This window comes from Azoarcus sp. DN11 (assembly GCF_003628555.1).
Taxonomy (GTDB): Bacteria; Pseudomonadota; Gammaproteobacteria; order Burkholderiales; family Rhodocyclaceae; genus Aromatoleum.
In genome coordinates, this window is sequence record NZ_CP021731.1 from 1577512 (window position 1) to 1596355 (window position 18844).

Below are 18844 nucleotides of genomic sequence, written 5' to 3' on the forward strand. Positions count from 1 at the left end.
CCGCTCCCCGCCGGCTGGGGTATCTGCTCCGCCGGGCTGCGGAACTCGCTCGCTGCGCTCGCTCAGACAGTCCTCGCCCGGCTCCGCAGACACCCCATCCTGCGTTTGTTCGTACTCGTGGTCTTACCGCGGACCCACCCCGACCGGGTTGCGCTGCTGCTCGCGTTCCGGTGTCAGCGGGCGCTCCAGCCAGTCGATGTCCTGATCCGCGACCTTGTGCAGCACGACCACTTCGTCACGCTGGCAGCCCACCGTACCGTAGTAGTTGAAGCTGTACGCGAGCTGGGCGTAGCCGCCGACCATGTTGGTGGGCTTGACGATCACGCGCGTCACCGAGTTCAGGATGCCGCCGCGCTTGCCGGTGGAGGGCGAGCCCGGCACGTTCACCGTCTTCTCCTGGGCGTGGTACATCAGCGCCATGCCGCGCGGCACGCGTTGGGAGACCACCGCGCGGGCCATCGTCGCGCCGTTGGCGTTGATCGCCTCGACCCAGTCGTTGTCCTTGAGGCCGATTTCCTTCGCGTCGTCCTCGGACACCCACACGTAGGGGCCGCCGCGGAACAGCGACAGCATGCGCAGGTTGTCCTGGTAGGACGAGTGGATGCCCCACTTGGAGTGCGGCGTGATCCACGACAGCGTCAGGTGCGGCTTCTTGCGCACCGAATCCGGGATCACGTTCTGGGCCTTCATGTCGACCGGCGGACGGTAGGCGCAGAAGCCTTCGCCGAAGTCGAGGAACCATTCGTGATCCTGGTAGAAGTGCGCGCGGCCGGTGAGGGTGCGGAACGGGATGTGCTCGTGGATGTTGGTGTAGCCCGCGGTGTAGCTGACGGTCTCCGACTCGATCCCGGACCAGGTCGGTGCGGTGATGATCTTCCTCGGCTGGGCCTGGATGTCGCGGAAGGTGATCTTGTCCTCGTGACGGCCGGCGTACAGGTGGTGGTGGTCGATGCCGGTCTTCTTGGAGAGCGCCGACCACGACTTGTGCGCGACCTCGCCGTTGGTCTCGGGCGCCATGCGCATCACCGCGTCGCACACCGAGATGTCCTCTTCGAGCGAAGGCATGCCGAAGGAAACCCCCGGGATCTTTACCGTGTAGTTGCACTTCTTGAGCTCTTCGTACTCGGCGTCCGTGTTCCAGTCGAGACCCTTCACGTTGTTGCCGAGCTTGGTCATCAGGGGGCCAAGCGCGATGTACTTCTTGTACGTGTCGGCGAAGTTGCGCTCGACCACTTTCAGCAGCGGCATGGTCTTGCCCGGCACCGGCTCGCATTCGCCCTTCTTCCAGTCGCGCACCTGGCCGAGCGGTTGCGCGAGCTCGAACGGCGAGTCGTGCTGCATCGGCAGCGCGACGATGTCCTTGGCGACGCCCAGATGCTTCTCGGCGAGATCGGAAAAGGTCTTCGCGATGGTACGGAAGATCTGCCAGTCCGACTTCGACTCCCAGCCCGGCGTCACGGCTTCCGACAGCGGGTGGATGAAGGGGTGCATGTCGGTGGTGTTGAGGTCGTTCTTCTCGTACCACGTGGCCGTCGGCAGGATGATGTCGGAGTAGGCGCCGGTCGAGTTCAGGCGGAAGTTGATGTCCACCATCAGGTCGAGCTTGCCGACGGGCGCTTCCTCGCGCCACTTCACTTCCTTCGTGCCCTTGCCGTCGCCGCCTTCCTGTAGCACGCCGTTCTGCGCGCCCAGCAGGTGCTTGAGGAAGTACTCGTGGCCCTTCGCGGACGAACCGATGAGGTTGGCGCGCCACACGAAGAGGTTGCGCGGCCAGTTCTCCTCGGCGTCCGGGTCGGCGAAGGCGACGTCGAGCTTGCCCGACTTGAGTTCGTCGACGATGTACTTGGCGATGCCGGCCTCATCCGTTGCACCGGCCTTTTCGGCGGCAGCGACGAGTTCCAGCGGGTTGCGGTTGAAGTGCGGCATGGACGGCAGCCAGCCCATGCGGGTCGCGGCGACGTTGTAGTCGGCGAGCTTGTAGCCCTTGTACTTGCCTTTCGCGGCCGGCTGCAGCAGCTCGTCGGCGTCGATGGTCTCGTAGCGCCACTGGTCGGTGTGGAAGTACCAGTAGGAGGTCGAGTTCTGGTGGCGCGGCGGGCGCTGCCAGTCGAGCGCGAACGCGATCGGCGCCCAGCCCGCCTGTGGACGCAGCTTCTCCTGGCCGACGTAGTGTGCCCAGCCGCCGCCCGACTGGCCGACGCAGCCGCACATGTGCAGCAGGTTCATGATCGACCGGTACTGCATGTCGTTGTGGTACCAGTGGTTGATCGCCGCACCCATGATGACCATCGACTTGCCGCGCGTCTTGGCGGCGTTCTGCGCGAACTCGCGGCCGGTGCGCTCGATGTCGGCGGCCTTCACGCCGGTGACCTTCGACGCCCAGGCCGGCGTGTAGGCGACCTTCGCGTCGTCGTAGGAGCTCGCGACGTTGCCGCCGCCGAGGCCGCGGTCGATGCCGTACTGCGCGACCTGCAGGTCGAACACGGAGGTCACGTACACGGTTTCGCCGGAGGCGAGCTTGAGCGTGCGGACCGGCACGTTGCGGTACAGCAGGCCCGCTTCGCCCGGCTGGAAGTGCGGGAAGCCGACCGACACGACGTCGTGGTGCTTGTCGATGCACGACAGTTCGGCGTCGATCTCGGCTTGCGTTGCGGCGTTCTTCGGCAGCAGGTTCCACTTGCCTTCCTCGCCCCAGCGGAAGCCCACCGAGCCGTTCGGCGCGACGTAGGCATTGGTCAGCGAATCGAAGACGATCGTTTTCCAGTCGGGATTGTTCATCTCGCCCAGCAGGTCGTCGAAGTCCGATGCGCGCAGGTTGCGGTCGGAGACGTAGCCTTCGCCGTGCTTGCGCAGGATCACCTGCATCGGCAGGTCGGTGTATTTCTGCGCGTACTCGATGAAGTAGGGCTCCTGGCGCTCGAGGAAATATTCCTTCAGCGCGACGTGGCCCATCGCGAGGAAGGCGGCCGCGTCGGTGCCTTGCTTGACCGGCATCCACAGGTCGGCGAACTTCACGTATTCGGCGTAGTCCGGCGCCATCGACACGACCTTCGCGCCCTTGTAGCGGACTTCGGTCGCGAAGTGCGCATCCGGCGTGCGGGTCATTGGCAGGTTCGCGCCGGTGATGATGAGGTAGGTCGAGTTGTACCAGTCGGCCGCTTCCGGCACGTCAGTCTGCTCGCCCCAGGTCTGCGGGCTGGCCGCGGGCAGGTCGCAGTACCAGTCGTAGAACGAGCCGCAGGCCGCGCCGATCAGCGACAGGTAACGCGCGCCGGCCGCGTAGGAGATCATCGACATCGCCGGGATCGGCGAGAAGCCGTAGATGCGGTCCGGGCCCCACTTCTTGATCGTGTAGATGTTCGCCGCGGCGATGATCTCGTTCACTTCCTGCCAGTCCGTGCGCACGAAGCCGCCCAGGCCGCGCACCTTCACGTACTTGTCGCGCTTCTTGCTGTCGGCCTGGATCGCCGCCCAGGCTTCGACCGGGTCCTTGCCGCTCTTGCGCTCGGCGCGATACACCTCGAGCAGGCGCCCGCGGATCATCGGATGCTTGATGCGGTGCGGCGAATACAGGTACCACGAGAACGAGGCGCCGCGCTGGCAGCCGCGCGGTTCGTGGTTCGGCAGGTCCTCGCGGGTGCGCGGGTAGTCGGTCTGCTGCATCTCGAACGACACCAGGCCGTTCTTCACGAAGATCTTCCACGAACAGCCGCCCGTGCAGTTCACGCCGTGCGTCGACCGCACGACCTTGTCGTGGCGCCAACGGTTGCGGTAGGCGTCTTCCCAGCTGCGGTCCTCGTTGGTGACGATGCCGTGGCCGCCGGCGAAGGTGTCCTTCACCTTGTCGAAGAATTTCAGGCGGTCGAGAAAATGACTCATTGCTTGCTCCTGTGAATCCGGCTGTGCGTTTCGGTCGTTGTTATGTTCGAAGTGGGGTCAGGGGTTGCGGATGTAGGCGTTCCTGCGCAGGTAGAACCACCAGTTGATGAGCAGGCACAGCGCGTAGAACGCGGCGAAACCGTACATCGCGTTCTCCGGCGTGCCGGCCTTGATCTGCTGGCCGATCACGACCGGCGCGATGAAGGAGCCGTAGGCGCCGACCGCCGAGGTCCAGCCCAGCACCGGGCCGCGCTGGTCCTGGTCGAAGACGAAGCCCACGGTGCGGAAGGTCGAGCCGTTGCCGATGCCGGAGGCGGCGAACAGCAGGATGAAGAGCAGCATGAACACCAGGAAATACTGCTCGGGTGCGGCCGACTGGTAGGCCAGATGCATCACGTAGCCGGTCACCGCGGAGGCCACGACGAGCACGTAGGAGATCCACTGGGTGACGATCGAGCCACCGAGCTTGTCCGAGATCCAGCCGCCCAGCGGACGGATCAGCGCGCCGACGAAGGGGCCGATCCACGCGTACATCAGCGCGGAAGGCGCGTTCGGGTTCTTCGCGTGGATCCAGGCGTTGGTGGCGGCGTCGAAGGTGTGGGTGTTGCCGAAGATCACCGTGATCGACAGCGGCACCGCCATCGAGAAGCCGATGAAGGAGCCGAAGGTGACGAGGTACAGCGCCGTCATCGACCACGTGTGCTTGTTGCGGAAGATCGCGAACTGCTTGTCGAGGTTGGCCCTGACGTCGCTCGTCGCCACCGCCTTCATGCCGAACAGCGTGCCGATCGTCACCAGCGGCGGCACGGCCCACATGCCGTTGCCCGAAAGCAACCCGAGGCCGCTCGGCGCCGGCAGGTAGAGGTACAGGCCGATGCCGGACACGACGAGCGCCACGGCATAGAGCGCCAGGATCTTGCCCATCGCCGCGCCGGTCGAGCCGATCGCGGGCGAGACCGTGCGCAGGTTGTTCAGGCCGAACCAGCCCACCACCGCGAGCGGCACGAGCAGCAGCAGCCACAGGAAACCTGCGTTCTGCACGTAGGTCGGCGTGCCGGCGGCGATCTTGCCGATCAGCGTGGCGGAATCCTTCGTCAGCGGCAGCGCGTCACCGCCCAGCGCGCCGAAGAGGCCGATGGTCATGACCGCGGGGATCAGGATCTGCGAGGTCGTCACGCCGAAGTTGCCGAGGCCCGCATTGAGTCCCAGCGCCGTGCCCTGCAGGCGCTTGGGGAAGAAGGTGCTGATGTTGGCCATCGAACAGGCGAAGTTGCCGCCGCCGATGCCCGAGAGCAGCGCCATCAGCTGGAACACCCACAGCGGCGTGTTCTTGTCCTGTAGCGCGATGCCGGTGCCGAGCGCCGGGATCATCAGCAGTGCGGTGGTCAGCCACACGGTGTTGCGCCCGCCGCAGATGCGGATGAAGAAGGACGCCGGGATGCGCAGCGTCGCGCCCGAGAGGCCGGAGATCGCCGCGATCGAGAACAGCTGGTCGGGCGTGAAGGGGAAGCCCGCGTTGGCCATCTGCACCGTGAGGATCCCCCACATCAGCCACACGGCGAAGCCGCACAGCAGGCTGGGAATGGAGATCCACAGGTTGCGGTTGGCGACGCGCTTGCCTTCGCGTGCCCAGAAGGTCTCGTCCTCGGGGCGCCAGTCCGCGATGTCCGCGCCGCGCGCGCGCTCGCCGGGGAGTACGCCGGCGGGAACGGAACCCGGGACCGGGCGGAGTTTTGCGGGGGCCATGCTTCCTCCTTGCTCAGGATTTGATGTTGTTTTCGGGAATCACTCGGTCGCGGCCGCGGGGCCGCCGTGCAACACATCGGTGCGGCGCACCTCGGTCCAGTACATCCAGATCAGCGACACCCAGGTCACGCCGTAAAGCAGCATGAAGGCGCTGGAACGCACGCCGGTCAGGTCGAGCAGCGCCCCGAACATGATCGGCAGCAGGAAGCCGCCGAGGCCGCCGACCAGGCCCACGATCCCGGAGACCGCGCCGATCTCGTGCGGGAATTCATCCGAGATGTACTTGAACACCGAAGCCTTGCCGAAGGCCCAGGCCACGCCGACGGTGAACATCAGCACCGTGAAGAACCAGACGTTGTGGTGGATCGCGAAGGTCTTCGGGCCGGACACGGTCATCACGGTGAACTCGGTGTGCGGGTAGGACAGCAGGAACAGGCACACCCACGACACCCACATCACCCACCAAGTCACCTTGTGCGCGCCGAAGCGGTCCGAGAACCAGCCGCCGACCGCGCGCAGCACGCCGCCCGGCAGCGAGAAACAGGCCGCCAGCAGGGCAGCGGTTTCCAGTCCCAGGCCGAATTCGGTCACGTAGTACTTGGTCATCCACAGCGCGAGCGCGACGTAGCCGCCGAACACGATCGAGTAGTACTGGCAGTACTTCCACACGCGCGGGTTCTTCAGCACGCGCAGCTGATCGGCGAACTTCACGCTCGACGACACGCGGTGCTCGGGGTCTTCGTAGGTGAAGAGCCAGAAGGCGATCGCGATCGCCAGCATCGCCGCGGCGAACGCCTTCGGCACGAATTCCCAGCCGAACGCGACGACCAGCACCGGGGCGACGAGCTTGGTGACCGCCGCGCCGGAGTTGCCGGCACCGAACACCCCCATTGCGAAGCCCTGGTTCTTGCGTTCGAACCAGCGCGCACAGTAGGCGATGCCGACCGAGAACGAGCCGCCGGCGAGGCCGACGAAGAGGCCCGCGAGCAGGAACTGCCAGTATTCGGTTGCCTGGCTGATCAGCCAGATCGGTGCGATCGTGGCGAGCATCAGCGCGAAGAACACCAGCCGGCCGCCCAGTTTGTCGGTCAGCATCCCGAGGGGCAGGCGCACCAGCGCGCCGGTCAGCACCGGCGTCGCGGCGAGCAGCCCGAACTGCGTTTCATTGAGGCCCAGCTGCGCCTTGATCGGAATGCCGATCACCGCGAACAGCATCCACGCGGCAAAACACATCGTGAATGCCGTCGTGCTCATCACCAGAACGGAAAACTGCTTGCGACGTTGCGAGGCCATCTTCCCCTTCCCCCAAGGCAGAGCGCGTTGCGCTCCATGCTGGCAGCAAGGTTATGCCTCGCGAGTCGCCGCGAACATTCGCCGAAAGCAGGGGTGAGGGACTAGTTCGTGGCAGGGGGACTAGTTCTTCGGTACTAGTCCGGGCCTGAGAGGCTTGTCGTTGCCAGGGCGGCCTGGCCTGTCTGGCTCAACGTGAACCGGGGCGACTCCCATTTTTCGGGCGATGTGACCTAGTTCCTGCCCCTCTGGCGTGCGATGCGGGGAAAATCCCCCAATGCCGGCTGGAGCGGCATCCATCGGCGAACGCAGCGAAAAAAATGCGCGCGGCCGTGTGGTCCGGCTTTTCCCCTCTGACCCGCGGGTGCGCCACTGAGGGAGGAGCGGCCATGATCACAGACGTTAAAGCGGGGCGTGCCGGTGCGCGCGCCCCGACCCCTTCGAGCGCCGCCGGGCTGGCTGGCGTGGCAGTGCCGGAATTGCATGAATCGCACGAATCGCGACGCCTGTTCCTGCAGCAGGCGGTGACCTGCAGCACCGTCCTCCCCGTACTGGTCGGACTCACGGGCCCCGCCTGGGGCGCCAACGCGAATCCCCCGGCGACCACCGGTCCCCGGGTGGTGCGCAGCTTCAACGATGCCTATCTGGAACTCGTTCGGCTCCTGCGCGAAGCCTGCGAGGTGGAGCACGTACTGATGCTCCAGTACCTCTACGCTGGCTTCTCCCTTACCCCTGCCTACCGGACCCTAGCGGGCAGCGGCACTCCGGGAGCCGATACGCTGCTGGGGGTTGCCGTGCAGGAGATGCAGCACCTGGCGAGCGTCAACCACCTGCTGGTGCTCCTCGGGGCGGCCCCCAACCTGCTTTCGGCAGAGTTTCCGTACGAGCCCCAGATCTATCCCTTCGAGTTCAACCTCGAGCCGCTGAGCCCGCGGAGCCTTTCCAAGTACATCTACGCCGAGGCCCCGATCGGCTTCTTCGATGGCCCCCGAAGTCCTGCCGACGCACAATTCGCCGACAGCGTCCTGGCGATGATCGGCCCCAAGCGCCGTCCCAACCACGTGGGCAGCCTCTACAACGCGCTCATCGCCCTCGTCGGGGAGGTGAGTCGCCGTCCGGGCATGCCCAAACTCGACGCCTGGCTGGCCAAATTGGAAGCGATCAAGGCGGAGGGGGAGAAGGAGCATTTCATCTTCTTCAAGAACGTGTTCCTGGCGCACCACCCGGCCTTCGACGGCCATCGCGACGCCTGGCAACTGGCGCCGACCGATCCCGCGTATCCTGCCTACGCGGTGCCGGTGAACCCCACGGCCTATGTGGGGCATGAGAACGAGATCCTGAACCCGGACCTGCGCGCCCTGGCTTGGCTCGCCGACCTGCACTACTGGACGGCACTGCTGCTGCTCGACCTGCACTTCCGCAGCGGCGACGACATGCCACGGAGCCTCGCTCTGGCGCACATGTCCGGGCCGCTGTTGAGCCTCGGGCGGCACCTGCCCATCCTCGGCGGCGGGCTGCCTTTCGACCCGCTGAACTTCGGCAGTGCGCCGGCGCTCGACATGGTGGGTAGCCGGCGGCTCATCGCGAGCCTCGTGCGGGAGAGCATGGAGCTCGCCAAGGCGATGGCTCCGGCCCTGCCGGCCGATTACCCCGCGGGCGTGGCCGAAACCACTCTCGTCGCCTTGAGCGACAACAGGCAGATCGCGGCACGCGCGCCCTGAGTTTCAATTCACCCGCGCCACCGAATGAGGTGGCGCTCAGGCCGCGTGCGCCCGGCGATAGTTTCCGAGCACCTTGACGATATTCGCGAAGAGGAAGATGAACTCGGCGGTGACGAGGGCGCCGGCAAGCCGGATCAGCCAGGGATTGCCGGCGAGCGCGGCGAGCAGCAGCGCCGCGAGCGCCGCCGCGTGCACGCCCAGGTGACGCCGGATCGGCTTGTCGGGCTGCAGCTTCTTCATGTTCGGCGCCTTGCCGACGTCCTGGGTCAGGTGCAGCCACGCGAGGAAGGGCACGATCTTGTAGAGCATGCCGACAATCACGCTGACGAAGCCGCCATGCAGTACCAGGATGCCCGCGAGGATGGGCCAGGCCTGGTGGTCCGAATGATGTGCGACCAGCACACACGCGAGTCCCGCGATGAAGCTGCCCATGCCCAGCTGGAACGCCCGTGTCGTCATGTCCGGCACCGACCGGCGCGACTGGCGCTGCAGCTTCAGGGTGCTCACCGCGAACGCCACGCAGAGCACTGCGAGCGCGGTCGACAGCGCGAACTCCGCGACGCCCAGTTCGCCGTACACCGTTGCGCTCCACAGCACCAGCACGGCGCCTGTGCCCAGCGCCCAGAAGCGCGTCAGGGGCGCCGGGTAGTTCGGCGTGATCTGGAACATCGGCACTACCACCCAGCTCGCCGCCGCGAGCAACACCCCGGCTCCGCCCAACAGCGCCCAGCCGATATGCAGCTTCAGCACCACCAGCAGCGGCAGGGCGAGGCCGCGCGACAGGGTCAGCCCCAGCGCCATGCCCAGCGCGATCGCGACCGTGAACCCGAGCAGTGCGATGCGCATGTCGCGTGGTGTCGCCTGCGCGACGGGTATTCGCCGCAACCCGAGGAAGGCCGCTGCGACGAAGATGGCCAGTCCGCCCCCCAGCAGCACCGTCGCCGGCATGAGAAAGCCGTGGGAACCGCTGCCGAGCCCCCACGCGAGGCACAGCGCCCCGATCGTCATCGCCAGATGCACGATGGTCGCGATCGGGCCCGAGCGCGGAATCACCGCGCCCGCCACCACCGGCAGCACCTGGAACATCGCCCCCAGCATCACCGTCAGCATGAAGCCCACGGTCACCAGATGCGTGACCGCCAGCGCCCCCGGCGTCCAGCGCGAATCGAGCAGTTCCGGTGCGGCGAGCAGCGTTGCGCCGGCAGCCACGCCGAAGATCGGTGCGGTCAGGAAGAAACGCAGCGGCGTCGAGAAAGCCGGCGCCGCGTCGTAGCTGAGGGTCTGCCCGTCGGGAATCATGGGTTCAGGATGTCGATTTCGACGACGCCGTCGTCACGGATGCGGTTCTCGTACTTGTAGCCGTCGCGGTCCAGGATCCGGAACAGCGGGTAAGGCATGCGGTCCAGCAACAAGGTCATGCTCTCGCCCTTGGGCAGGTCCGCCAGCGTATCCATCGCCAGTTCGAAGGGTTGCGGTGGTTCCAGACCGCGCGCGTCTACGACTTTTTTCATCAGGCCCTCGCGTGAAGGCGCTCGCTCAGCCCGGCGGCGACATCGGAGCCGCCAAGGTGCGAGTCGCACATGGGATAAAGGATATTCTCCTCCTTCATGTTGTGCTGCTGCATCAGGATCAGCAAGGTTTCCGATTCGCCGGCATAGTCGTCGCCGTCCTTGTTCGCGAGTGCGTCGCGCATGCGGGCGAGCGCGCTGCGCATCTCGGCATGTTCGCCGCGCATCACCTTTGTCGGCCCTTCGGTCATCCCGGTGGCGGCTTCGAACTTCGGGAAGAGCAGGGATTCCTCGGCATCGAAATGGTTTTCCATTTCTGCCGCGAACTGCTCGAACGCTGCGCTTGCCTCGTCCCACTTGCCCTTGGCTGCAGCCGTCTCGGCACGGGCGAAGGTCTGGTCGCAGCTGCGGTGGTCGTCGGTCATCAGGGAAGTGATCTGGCTCATGGTCGCGGGTCTCCGGTTAGGTGATTGCAATTCTCCCAATCCGCGAAGGGGGATCCTTGATGCTTATCAAACCGTTCGTGTATCCAATCAATTCAGGAGCGGGGCCGAATCGGGAATCCACGCGCGGTGCAATGGCAAACGCATTTACAGCCGGAAACATCCACACAGGCATGTCATGGCCAGAATGCGCACCGGGCAAGGATCGCGCGCGCAAGATTCACACCCGCGCGCGGGCCTGCTAGATTGATGTCATTGGGCGCGTGAAACGTCCGCCCACCCGTCCGGTATTCTCGTGGAGGCACTGCATGTCCGTTGAAGGGCTGGCTCGCAAGTTCCGTTTCGATCCTGCGCGGCTGAAGCGCCCGGCAAAGTGGCTGGCCGGCACCGTCCTTGTCATCGCCGTGCTCGGATTCCTGGTCGCGCCGCCGCTGGTGCGCCACTTCGGGCAGAAGATCGCGTCCGACATCCTCGGCCGCCAGGTGACCATCGAGGACATCGACATCAACCCCTTCGCGCTGTCCGTGACCGCAAAGGGATTCAGCATCGCCGAAGCCGATGGCCAACCCGGTGCCTTCTCGTTTGCATCGCTTTACGCCAACCTCGAAAGCGAGTCGATTTTCCGCGGCGCCCTGGTCTTGCGCGAACTCCGCCTCGAGGCGCCACGCATCAATTTCGTCCGGCTCGACGAGTCCCGCCACAACTGGACCGACGTGCAGGAGCGGCTTGCAGCGCGTCCGAAATCGCCGGACGACAAGCCGGCGCTGTTCTCGCTCAACAACATCCAGCTGGTCGACGGCACGGTCACCGTCGAGGACCGTACGGTGGGCGTCAGGAACGAGATCACCAACCTCACCATCGGCGTGCCCTTCGTCTCCAACCTTCCGGTCAAGGTCGAACTCTTCACCGAGCCGGTCGTCTCCGCGCTGATCAACGGCCATCCGCTGCAACTGGTCGGGCGTACCCGTCCCTTCGCCAACGACCGTGACACCGTCCTCGACCTCAAGCTCGACGGCTTCGACTTCACGCCTTATGTGGCCTACCTGCCGTTCAAGCCGGCGTTCCGGCTGCCCGAAGGCCGTGTGTCGACGGACATCGAACTCGCCTTCTCGCAGGCCGCCGACGAAATGCCGAAGGTTGCGCTGAAAGGTTCGGTTGCGCTCGATTCGATCAAGCTGCAGGACGCCGCCGGCAATCCGCTGCTCGACCTTCCCAGGCTCTCGCTCGGCCTTGCCGACGTGCAGCCCCTTGCACGCAAGCTCCATTTCGACCGCCTCGAGATCAGCCAGCCGACGGTCGACATCGTCCGCCTGGCCAGCGGACGCCTCAACTTCCAGGAGATCCTTCCCCCTCCCGCCGCGGACAAACCCGCCGCGGAGACGCCCGAGGCGACGGGGCAGGCCGCAGCGGCTACCCCGGCCGCCGAACCGCTGCTGTTCACGCTCGATAACGCAAAGATCAGCGGAGCGACGATCCGCGTCGACGACCGCGCCGCGGGCGGGCCGAACAGCGGCGGCGAGCCTTTCCGCACCGAGATCAAGGACCTGCAGTTCGAGGCCCGCAACGTCAGCACCGCGCCGGACGCGGTCGCCGAACTCGCCCTCGACTTCGGCACGGACGCCGGCGAGAAGAGCAGCCATCGTGACCGCCTGCGCCTGAATCCGCTGGAAGTCGAAGGGCGCATCGCCGCCGAGAACGTCCTCGTTTCGCGCTACCTGCCGTACTACGCCGCGCAGCTGCCGGGCGGCGACGTCCGCGGCGGCCGTGTCGATGCCACCGTGCAGTACAAGGTGAAGATGTCCGGCGACGCGCCGCAGATCGACCTTCTCGCCGAAGCGCTCGTGCTGCGCGACTTCGAACTTGCGCTCAAGGGGCAGAAGCAGCCCGTCGCGAAGCTCGCGCGCTTTGCCGTCAATGACGTCAAGGTCGTGCCGGCCGACCGCGCGGTAACTGTCGGCAGCATCGAGTCGAACGGCGCCGCGTTCGCGGCCCTCAAGGACAAGCAGGGCAAGCTCGACGTCCTCGCCCTCGTCGGCGAGCCGAAAGCGGCAAAAGCCGAACCCGCCGCGAAGCCGGCCGGGAACGCCAAGCTGGCGAAGGGCGCAGCGAAGGGCGCCAAGCCGCGGTCCGGTGACGACGGCACGGACAAGCCCTGGGCGGTAACGGTGAACAAGCTCGCCTTCGACGGCTGGTCGGCGCGCTTCGAGGACCGCACCCAGGGCACTCCGATCGTGCTGCTGGCCGACGCCATCAAGCTCGGCGCCGAAGGCCTCTGCACCGCGAAGGGGGCGACGGCGAAGCTCGACCTCACCGCGCGCGTGAACAAGCGCGGCAGCGTCGATGTGAAGGGCGCCGTCGGCCTCGATCCGCTCAAGGGCGACCTGAACCTCGACCTGAAATCCGTCGACCTCCTCCCGCTGCAACCCTATGTCGTCGAACAGCTCAACATCGCCATCTCGCGCGGCACCTTCAGCACGCGGGGCAAGCTGGCCTTCGAGTCGGCGCGCGACGGCAACCTCAAGGCGAGCTTCCGCGGCGATGCCGGCGTCGACAACTTCGCATCCATCGACAAGGCCCAGGCCGCGGATTTCCTGCGCTGGAAGAAATTCGCCGTCACCGGCATCGACTTCCGCCTCGCGCCACTCGCCGTCGCGATCAAGGATGTCTCGCTGAACGACTTCTACACCCGCCTGATCCTCGACGATCAGGGCCGGCTCAACCTGCGCGAGATACGCCAGCACGAGACCGCCGCTGCCGCACAGCCCGCAGCGCCTGCAGCGGGCGAAGCGCCGCCCGCACCGGCACCGGCGGCACCCGCCAAGGCGGAAGCGACCATTCCGCCGCCGAGCGAGTCGCCCCCGCCGATCTCGATCGGCAAGGTCACGATCAAGCAGGGCAACATCCAGTTCAGCGACCGCTTCATTCGGCCGAACTACGACGCCAACCTCACCGGCATGGAGGGCGAGCTCGTCGGCCTGTCGTCGGATCCGTCGACGATCGCCAAGCTCGATCTGCGCGGCAAGGTGGACAACGCTGCGCCGGTCACGGTCGCCGGTCAGCTCAACCCCTTCCGGCAGGACCGTTACCTCGACATCGCCGCGTCGGTGAAGGACTTCGAACTCACCGCCGTGTCCGCCTACTCCGGCAAGTACGTCGGCTACGGCATCCAGAAGGGCAAGCTGTCCGCGGACCTCAACTACAAGATCGAAGACCGCAAGCTCAGCGCAACGAACCGGGTGTTCCTCGACCAGCTCACCTTCGGCGACAAGGTCGATAGCCCCACGGCGCTGAACCTGCCGGTGCAGCTCGCGGTTTCGCTGCTGAAGAACAGCCGCGGCGAGATCGACCTCAACGTCCCCATCGGCGGTTCGCTGGACGACCCCGAATTCAGCGTCGCCGGAATCGTCGTCAAGGCGATCATCAACCTGATCGGCAAGGCGCTCACGGCGCCGTTCTCGCTGCTCGGCTCGATGTTCGGCGGCGGCGAGGAGCTGTCGTACGTCGAATTCGCGCCGGGGCGGGCCACGCTCGACGCGGCAACCACCGAGAAGATCGCGACGCTCGCGCGCGCGCTCGCCGACCGTCCCGCGCTGAAGCTCGAGATCACCGCCCGTGCGGATCCGGCGACCGATCCCGACGGCATCCGCCGCGTGCTGCTGGAACGCAGCGTCAAGGCGGCCAGGCTCAAGGAAATGGTGCGCAAGGGCGAGGAGGCCCCGTCGCTCGACGAGCTGACGCTCACCCCCGAGGAGTACGCGACATGGCTCAAAAAGGTCTATCGTGATGCAGACTTCAAGCGTCCGCGCAACGCGATCGGCCTGCTCAAGGACTTGCCGGTGGAGGAGATGGAGGCGCTCATCCTCGCCAACACCAAGGTCGACGACGAGGCGCTGCGCCAGCTTGCGCAACAGCGTGGGCAGGCGATCAAGGACAAGCTGCTCGCGGATGGCAAGGTGCCTGCGGAGCGGGTCTTCCTGCTCGGCCCCAAGGTCGAGGCGGCGAGCGGCGACAAGGCGGGCGAGCAGGGCGCCGCGCGGCGCACGCTGTTCTCGCTGAAGTGAGCGCAGGCATGCGAACCGGAGGAGATCATGGCCCGGAAACTCGATGACGACGAACGCGCCGCGGCGCTCGCGACGCTACCCGAATGGGCGCTGGTGGTCGGGCGCGACGCGATCACGCGCAGCATCCGCTTCAAGGACTTCAACGCCGCTTTTGCCTTCATGACGCGCGTGGCGCTGAAGGCGGAAAAGATGGATCACCATCCGGAGTGGTTCAACGTCTACAACCGCATCGACATCACGCTGTCGACGCACGATGCCGGCGGACTCACCGAGCGGGACGTGGCGCTCGCGCGCTTCATCGACCAGGTGGCCGCGGGCGCCTGAAATACGATGCGCCGCGGAGCCGGGTGATCCCGGCGCGGCGGCGCATCGCGGGACCCGCCCGAAGGCGGGTCGGGGTGGGATCAGGCCGCGGCGAGCGCCTGGTCCAGATCGGCGATCAGGTCGTCGACATGCTCGATGCCGACCGACAGGCGGATCATGTCTTCGGTGACGCCGGCGCGCACGAGTTCCTCGGGCGAAAGCTGGCGGTGCGTCGTCGATGCCGGATGGCAGGCGAGCGACTTGCAGTCGCCGATGTTCACGAGGCGCGTCACCAGCTTCAGCGCGTCCTGGAAGCGGCCGCCGGCCTCGCGGCCGCCCTTGACGCCGAAAGTCAGGATGCCCGAGGCGCGCCCGCCCATGTAGCGCTGCACCAGCGGGTAGTCCTTGTGCTCCTCCAGGCCTGCGTAATTCACCCAGCTGACCTTGGAATGGCCGGTCAGGAAGCGGGCGATCTTCACCGAGTTCTCGCAGATGCGGTCCATGCGCAGCGCCAGCGTCTCGATGCCCTGCAGGATCAGGAAGGCGTTGAACGGCGAGATCGCCGCGCCCATGTTGCGCAGCGGCACCACGCGCGCCCGCGCGATGTAGGCGGCCGGCCCCAGCGCTTCGGTGTAGACGACGCCGTGATACGACACGTCCGGCTCGTTCAGGCGCTTGAAGCGCTCCTTGTGCTCGGCCCACGGGAACTTGCCCGAATCGACGATGATGCCGCCGATCGAGTTGCCGTGGCCGCCCAGGTACTTCGTCAGCGCATGCACGACGATGTCCGCTCCGTGCTCGAACGGACGGCACAGGTAGGGCGAAGGCACGGTGTTGTCGACGATCACCGGGACGCCCTGGCGATGGGCGACTTCGGCGATCTTCTCGAAGTCGGTGATGTTGCCGAGCGGATTGCCGACGGATTCGCAGAACACCGCCTTGGTGCGGCCGTCGATCAGGCGCTCGAAGGCGCCCGGGTCGCGGTAGTCCGCGAAGCGCACCTCGATGCCGTATTGCGGCAGCGTGTGGGCGAACAGGTTGTAGGTGCCGCCGTAGAGCGTGCTCGAGGTGACGATGTTGTCGCCTGCTTCGGCGATCGTCTGGATCGAAGCGGTGATCGCCGCCATCCCGGACGCCACCGCCAGCGCCGCAATGCCCCCTTCCATCGCCGCGACGCGCTTTTCCAGCACGTCCTGGGTCGGATTCATGATGCGCGTATAGATGTTGCCCTGCACCTTCAGGTCGAACAGGTCGGCGCCGTGCTGGGTATCGTCGAAAGCGTAGGAAGTCGTCTGGTAGATGGGCACCGCCACCGCCTTGGTGGTCGGATCGGGCGAGTAACCGCCGTGTACCGCGAGCGTTTCGATTTTCATGCGTTCATCCCGGATTGTTGGCGAGGTTCAGTTGCGAACAAAAAGTATAGCCAGCACGGGCAGGATGAAAAAGAAGGTTTTCAGGAATGCTTATGACGCTCGCGCGAACGACGTGTCTGAATGGATATGTTGCAATCCTTCTGTTGAATCGTTTTTGAATGCTGCTAACATCAACTTTCGCGCACAACGCAACTTAACCGGACTGCAACGATCCGGACGTATAAATACAAGAGGAGGGAGATGAGATGGACGCAGCGACCGCAATTCCGGGCAAGGTGGCCACGTGGCTCGAACTTGCCGTGGCGCCCGACTGGCGCCGGCAGCAATGCAGGATCCGGGTGCACATGGTGGGGCCGCGCGAGGGCGCGTGTTATGCGATTTCGATGGACGGGCGCTGGTTGTGCGCCGGGTCGGGGGAATTGACGGTCTTCCGTGGCCTGAGCGCCGCGCTGCACTTCCTCAAGCTGCTGCGCATCGAGGATTTCGAGCCGGGTGAGCCGGCTGGCATGCCCGCGGTCGGCACGGGGCGCCATTACTGCATGTGTGCCGACAAGAAAAAGGGGCTGCTCCCCTGCGACTGCAACAGCCGGCGCTGCGCCACCACCCACTGAGCACGCCCCGACAGCGAGCGGCTGGATGGCATGGCCCAATGGAGCCATGCAGCAGCCATGCCGCACCGCGATTCCTAGCCGGAAATCCCCGAAGGCGCGTCGGTCAGTTCGACGCGAAAGAGTCCGCGGGCCGCATTCGACAACAGGATCGCCCGCGCGCGCGTCAGATCGGCGCGGGTCAGGCGCTGTTCGCGCGCCTTTCCCTCATCCAGCAGCTTGCGTCGATAGACACCGTCGAGCACCCCGCTGTCCAGCGGCGGGGTCAGCAGGCAGTCGTCGCCGAGATCCAGATAGACGTTGCTGCGTGCCCCTTCGGCGAGTTCGCCGCGTTCGTTGAAGAACAGGGCGTCGAAATGGCCGTTCGCCATCGCGTCGTGAAGTTCTGAGTCGTAAAGCGCCCGCGCGGTGGTCTTGTGCTGCAGCAGCGGATCGTTGCTCGCCAGGGTTCGCTGCGACAGGACAACGGTCGGCGTGGTCGGAGCTGTGTCGTCGAGGACATGTGCCGATATCGCAAAACTGCCATCCGCCGCGAGCTCCACGCGCACGCGGTGTGGGCCGTTGAGGCCGCTCGCCCGCTCGCTCAGCGCGGCGCGGAGTGCATCGGTGTCGAGCGCAAATCCGAACGTCCCGGCCGATCGGGCGAGGCGCTCGAAGTGGCGGGCGAGCAGCGGGTAGGGGGCTGCCGTGCCGGGCTCGCAGCGCAGCGTCTCGATCAGGCCGAACTGCGGTTTCAGGTCGGTGAGGAAGCGCCCCTTGAGCAGCGACTCGGCCCATTCGCCGTGCGGCTCCGAATCGGCGACGACGCCGCTTCCGAGGCCGACGCGCACGTGCCGGTCACGGTCGATTTCGAGCGTGCGGATCGGTACGCTGAAGCGGAAATCGCCGTCAGGTGCGATCCAGCCCAGGGCGCCGCAGTAGATGCCGCGCGGTGCCTGTTCCAGTTCGCGGATGATCTCCATCGCGCGGATCTTGGGCGCGCCGGTGATCGAACCGCAGGGAAAAAGCGCCCGGAAGATCTCCGCGAGGCTTGCCGTCACCGGTTCGGCGACCACCGTCGAGGTCATCTGCCAGACGCTCGGATAGGGTTCGATCTCGCACAGCCGCTCGACCCGCACGCCGCCGCTCGGCGCGAGGCGGCCCAGGTCGTTGCGGATCAGGTCGACGATCATGATGTTCTCGGCCCGGTTCTTTTCCGACGACGCGAGCGCTTGCGGGTCGCTGTCGCGCGCGGCAGTCCCCTTCATCGGGCGGCAGGTCAGGCGGCTACCCCGGCGCTCCACGAACAACTCGGGCGAACGTGACAGGATGGCGCCCGCCGCGTGGCTGATCAGCGCACCGTGCCGCACCGGCTGAGCCGCGCGCAGTGCCTGGTAAAGCGCCAGCGGGGCGCCGTAGAGGCGGCCGTGCAGGGCAAAGGTGAAATTGACCTGGTAGCAGTCCCCGCTCGCGATGTAGGCGCGGATGTGCGCGATCGCGCGGCAATAGTCCTGTTCCGCGATCTCGCAGCGAAGATCCATCACGCCGGCGAGCCGTTCGTGCTCGTCGAGTCGCGTCAGGGCGCCTGCGATGCATTCGTCGGTCCGGGTTGAAGACAGGTGTTCGGCACGACCGTAAACCCACGCCGTGAGGAGCGGCGAATCGACATCGGTGCCGGTGTCGCGTGCCGTACCGCGCAGGTGCGGCTCGAGCAGTTGGCCCAGTTCGTAGCTCGCCGCGATGGCGACCCATTGCCCGCGCGCCTGCGCCCGTTCAATGGCCGCGAAAGCCGCATCGATTTCCGTGGCGTGCCTGCAGAGGATGCGCTCCTCCAACTCGAGCAGGAGAAGGTCGCCGCTGCCATCCAGGTTGTCGTCGAACAGTGCGAACTCGTGCGTGCAATCGATCATCGGTGGGGTGTGCCGGGTGTCGC

General features: G+C 66.2%; 12 protein-coding genes. 4 read left to right on the top strand and 8 right to left on the bottom strand.

What is annotated here, in order from left to right; genetic code table 11:
- Positions 1 to 123 precede the first annotated feature (123 nt).
- From CDA09_RS07280 to CDA09_RS07290, 3 genes are read right to left on the bottom strand one after another with little or no spacing between them, the layout of a single operon-like run.
- Entirely contained in the window at positions 124 to 3879 is a 3756-nt protein-coding gene (locus CDA09_RS07280) for a nitrate reductase subunit alpha (protein WP_121428013.1), read from the bottom strand.
- A 57-nt stretch (positions 3880 to 3936) separates the two neighbouring features.
- Complete coding sequence (locus CDA09_RS07285; protein WP_217351287.1) at positions 3937 to 5625, bottom strand: MFS transporter; 1689 nt, start codon at positions 5623 to 5625, stop codon at positions 3937 to 3939.
- Between the two features lie 39 nt (positions 5626 to 5664).
- Positions 5665 to 6918 carry an MFS transporter gene (locus tag CDA09_RS07290; protein WP_121428014.1) on the bottom strand — a complete coding sequence of 418 codons (1254 nt, stop codon included), beginning with the start codon at positions 6916 to 6918 and terminating at the stop codon, positions 5665 to 5667.
- A 386-nt stretch (positions 6919 to 7304) separates the two neighbouring features.
- Between CDA09_RS07290 and CDA09_RS07295 the strand changes: the two genes are divergently transcribed.
- Positions 7305 to 8636, top strand: a complete 1332-nt coding sequence (locus CDA09_RS07295; protein WP_164844378.1) for a ferritin-like domain-containing protein — start codon at positions 7305 to 7307, stop codon at positions 8634 to 8636.
- A 36-nt stretch (positions 8637 to 8672) separates the two neighbouring features.
- Here CDA09_RS07295 and CDA09_RS07300 read toward each other — a convergent pair whose 3' ends face one another.
- The 3 genes from CDA09_RS07300 to CDA09_RS07310 are packed head-to-tail and all read right to left on the bottom strand — an operon-like array spanning position 8673 to position 10590.
- Positions 8673 to 9935 carry a hypothetical protein gene (locus tag CDA09_RS07300; RefSeq protein WP_121428016.1) on the bottom strand — a complete coding sequence of 421 codons (1263 nt, stop codon included), beginning with the start codon at positions 9933 to 9935 and terminating at the stop codon, positions 8673 to 8675.
- Positions 9932 to 10147, bottom strand: a complete 216-nt coding sequence (locus CDA09_RS07305) for a DUF2249 domain-containing protein (protein WP_174718420.1) — start codon at positions 10145 to 10147, stop codon at positions 9932 to 9934. Before CDA09_RS07305 ends, CDA09_RS07300 begins: the two co-directional genes overlap by 4 nt.
- Positions 10147 to 10590 carry a hemerythrin domain-containing protein gene (locus tag CDA09_RS07310; RefSeq protein ID WP_121428017.1) on the bottom strand — a complete coding sequence of 148 codons (444 nt, stop codon included), beginning with the start codon at positions 10588 to 10590 and terminating at the stop codon, positions 10147 to 10149. Before CDA09_RS07310 ends, CDA09_RS07305 begins: the two co-directional genes overlap by 1 nt.
- Positions 10591 to 10895: 305 nt before the next feature.
- Between CDA09_RS07310 and CDA09_RS07315 the strand changes: the two genes are divergently transcribed.
- Together CDA09_RS07315 and CDA09_RS07320 are read left to right on the top strand one after the other, a co-directional pair.
- Positions 10896 to 14648, top strand: coding sequence for a DUF748 domain-containing protein (locus CDA09_RS07315; RefSeq protein ID WP_121428018.1), 3753 nt, complete (start codon positions 10896 to 10898; stop codon positions 14646 to 14648).
- 27 nt (positions 14649 to 14675) lie between these two features.
- Positions 14676 to 14972 (top strand): 4a-hydroxytetrahydrobiopterin dehydratase, encoded by a 297-nt coding sequence (locus CDA09_RS07320; RefSeq protein ID WP_121428019.1) that lies wholly within the window; start codon positions 14676 to 14678, stop codon positions 14970 to 14972.
- 80 nt (positions 14973 to 15052) lie between these two features.
- Here the strand turns inward: CDA09_RS07320 and CDA09_RS07325 are convergent, their stop codons facing one another.
- A complete protein-coding gene (locus CDA09_RS07325; protein WP_121428020.1) occupies positions 15053 to 16324 on the bottom strand; it encodes an O-acetylhomoserine aminocarboxypropyltransferase/cysteine synthase family protein in 1272 nt (423 codons plus the stop codon).
- A gap of 245 nt (positions 16325 to 16569) precedes the next feature.
- Between CDA09_RS07325 and CDA09_RS07330 the strand changes: the two genes are divergently transcribed.
- Positions 16570 to 16935 (top strand): hypothetical protein, encoded by a 366-nt coding sequence (locus CDA09_RS07330; RefSeq protein WP_121428021.1) that lies wholly within the window; start codon positions 16570 to 16572, stop codon positions 16933 to 16935.
- Between the two features lie 74 nt (positions 16936 to 17009).
- Here the strand turns inward: CDA09_RS07330 and pabB are convergent, their stop codons facing one another.
- Positions 17010 to 18821, bottom strand: coding sequence for an aminodeoxychorismate synthase component I (gene pabB / locus CDA09_RS07335; protein WP_121428022.1), 1812 nt, complete (start codon positions 18819 to 18821; stop codon positions 17010 to 17012).
- Positions 18822 to 18844 lie beyond the last annotated feature (23 nt).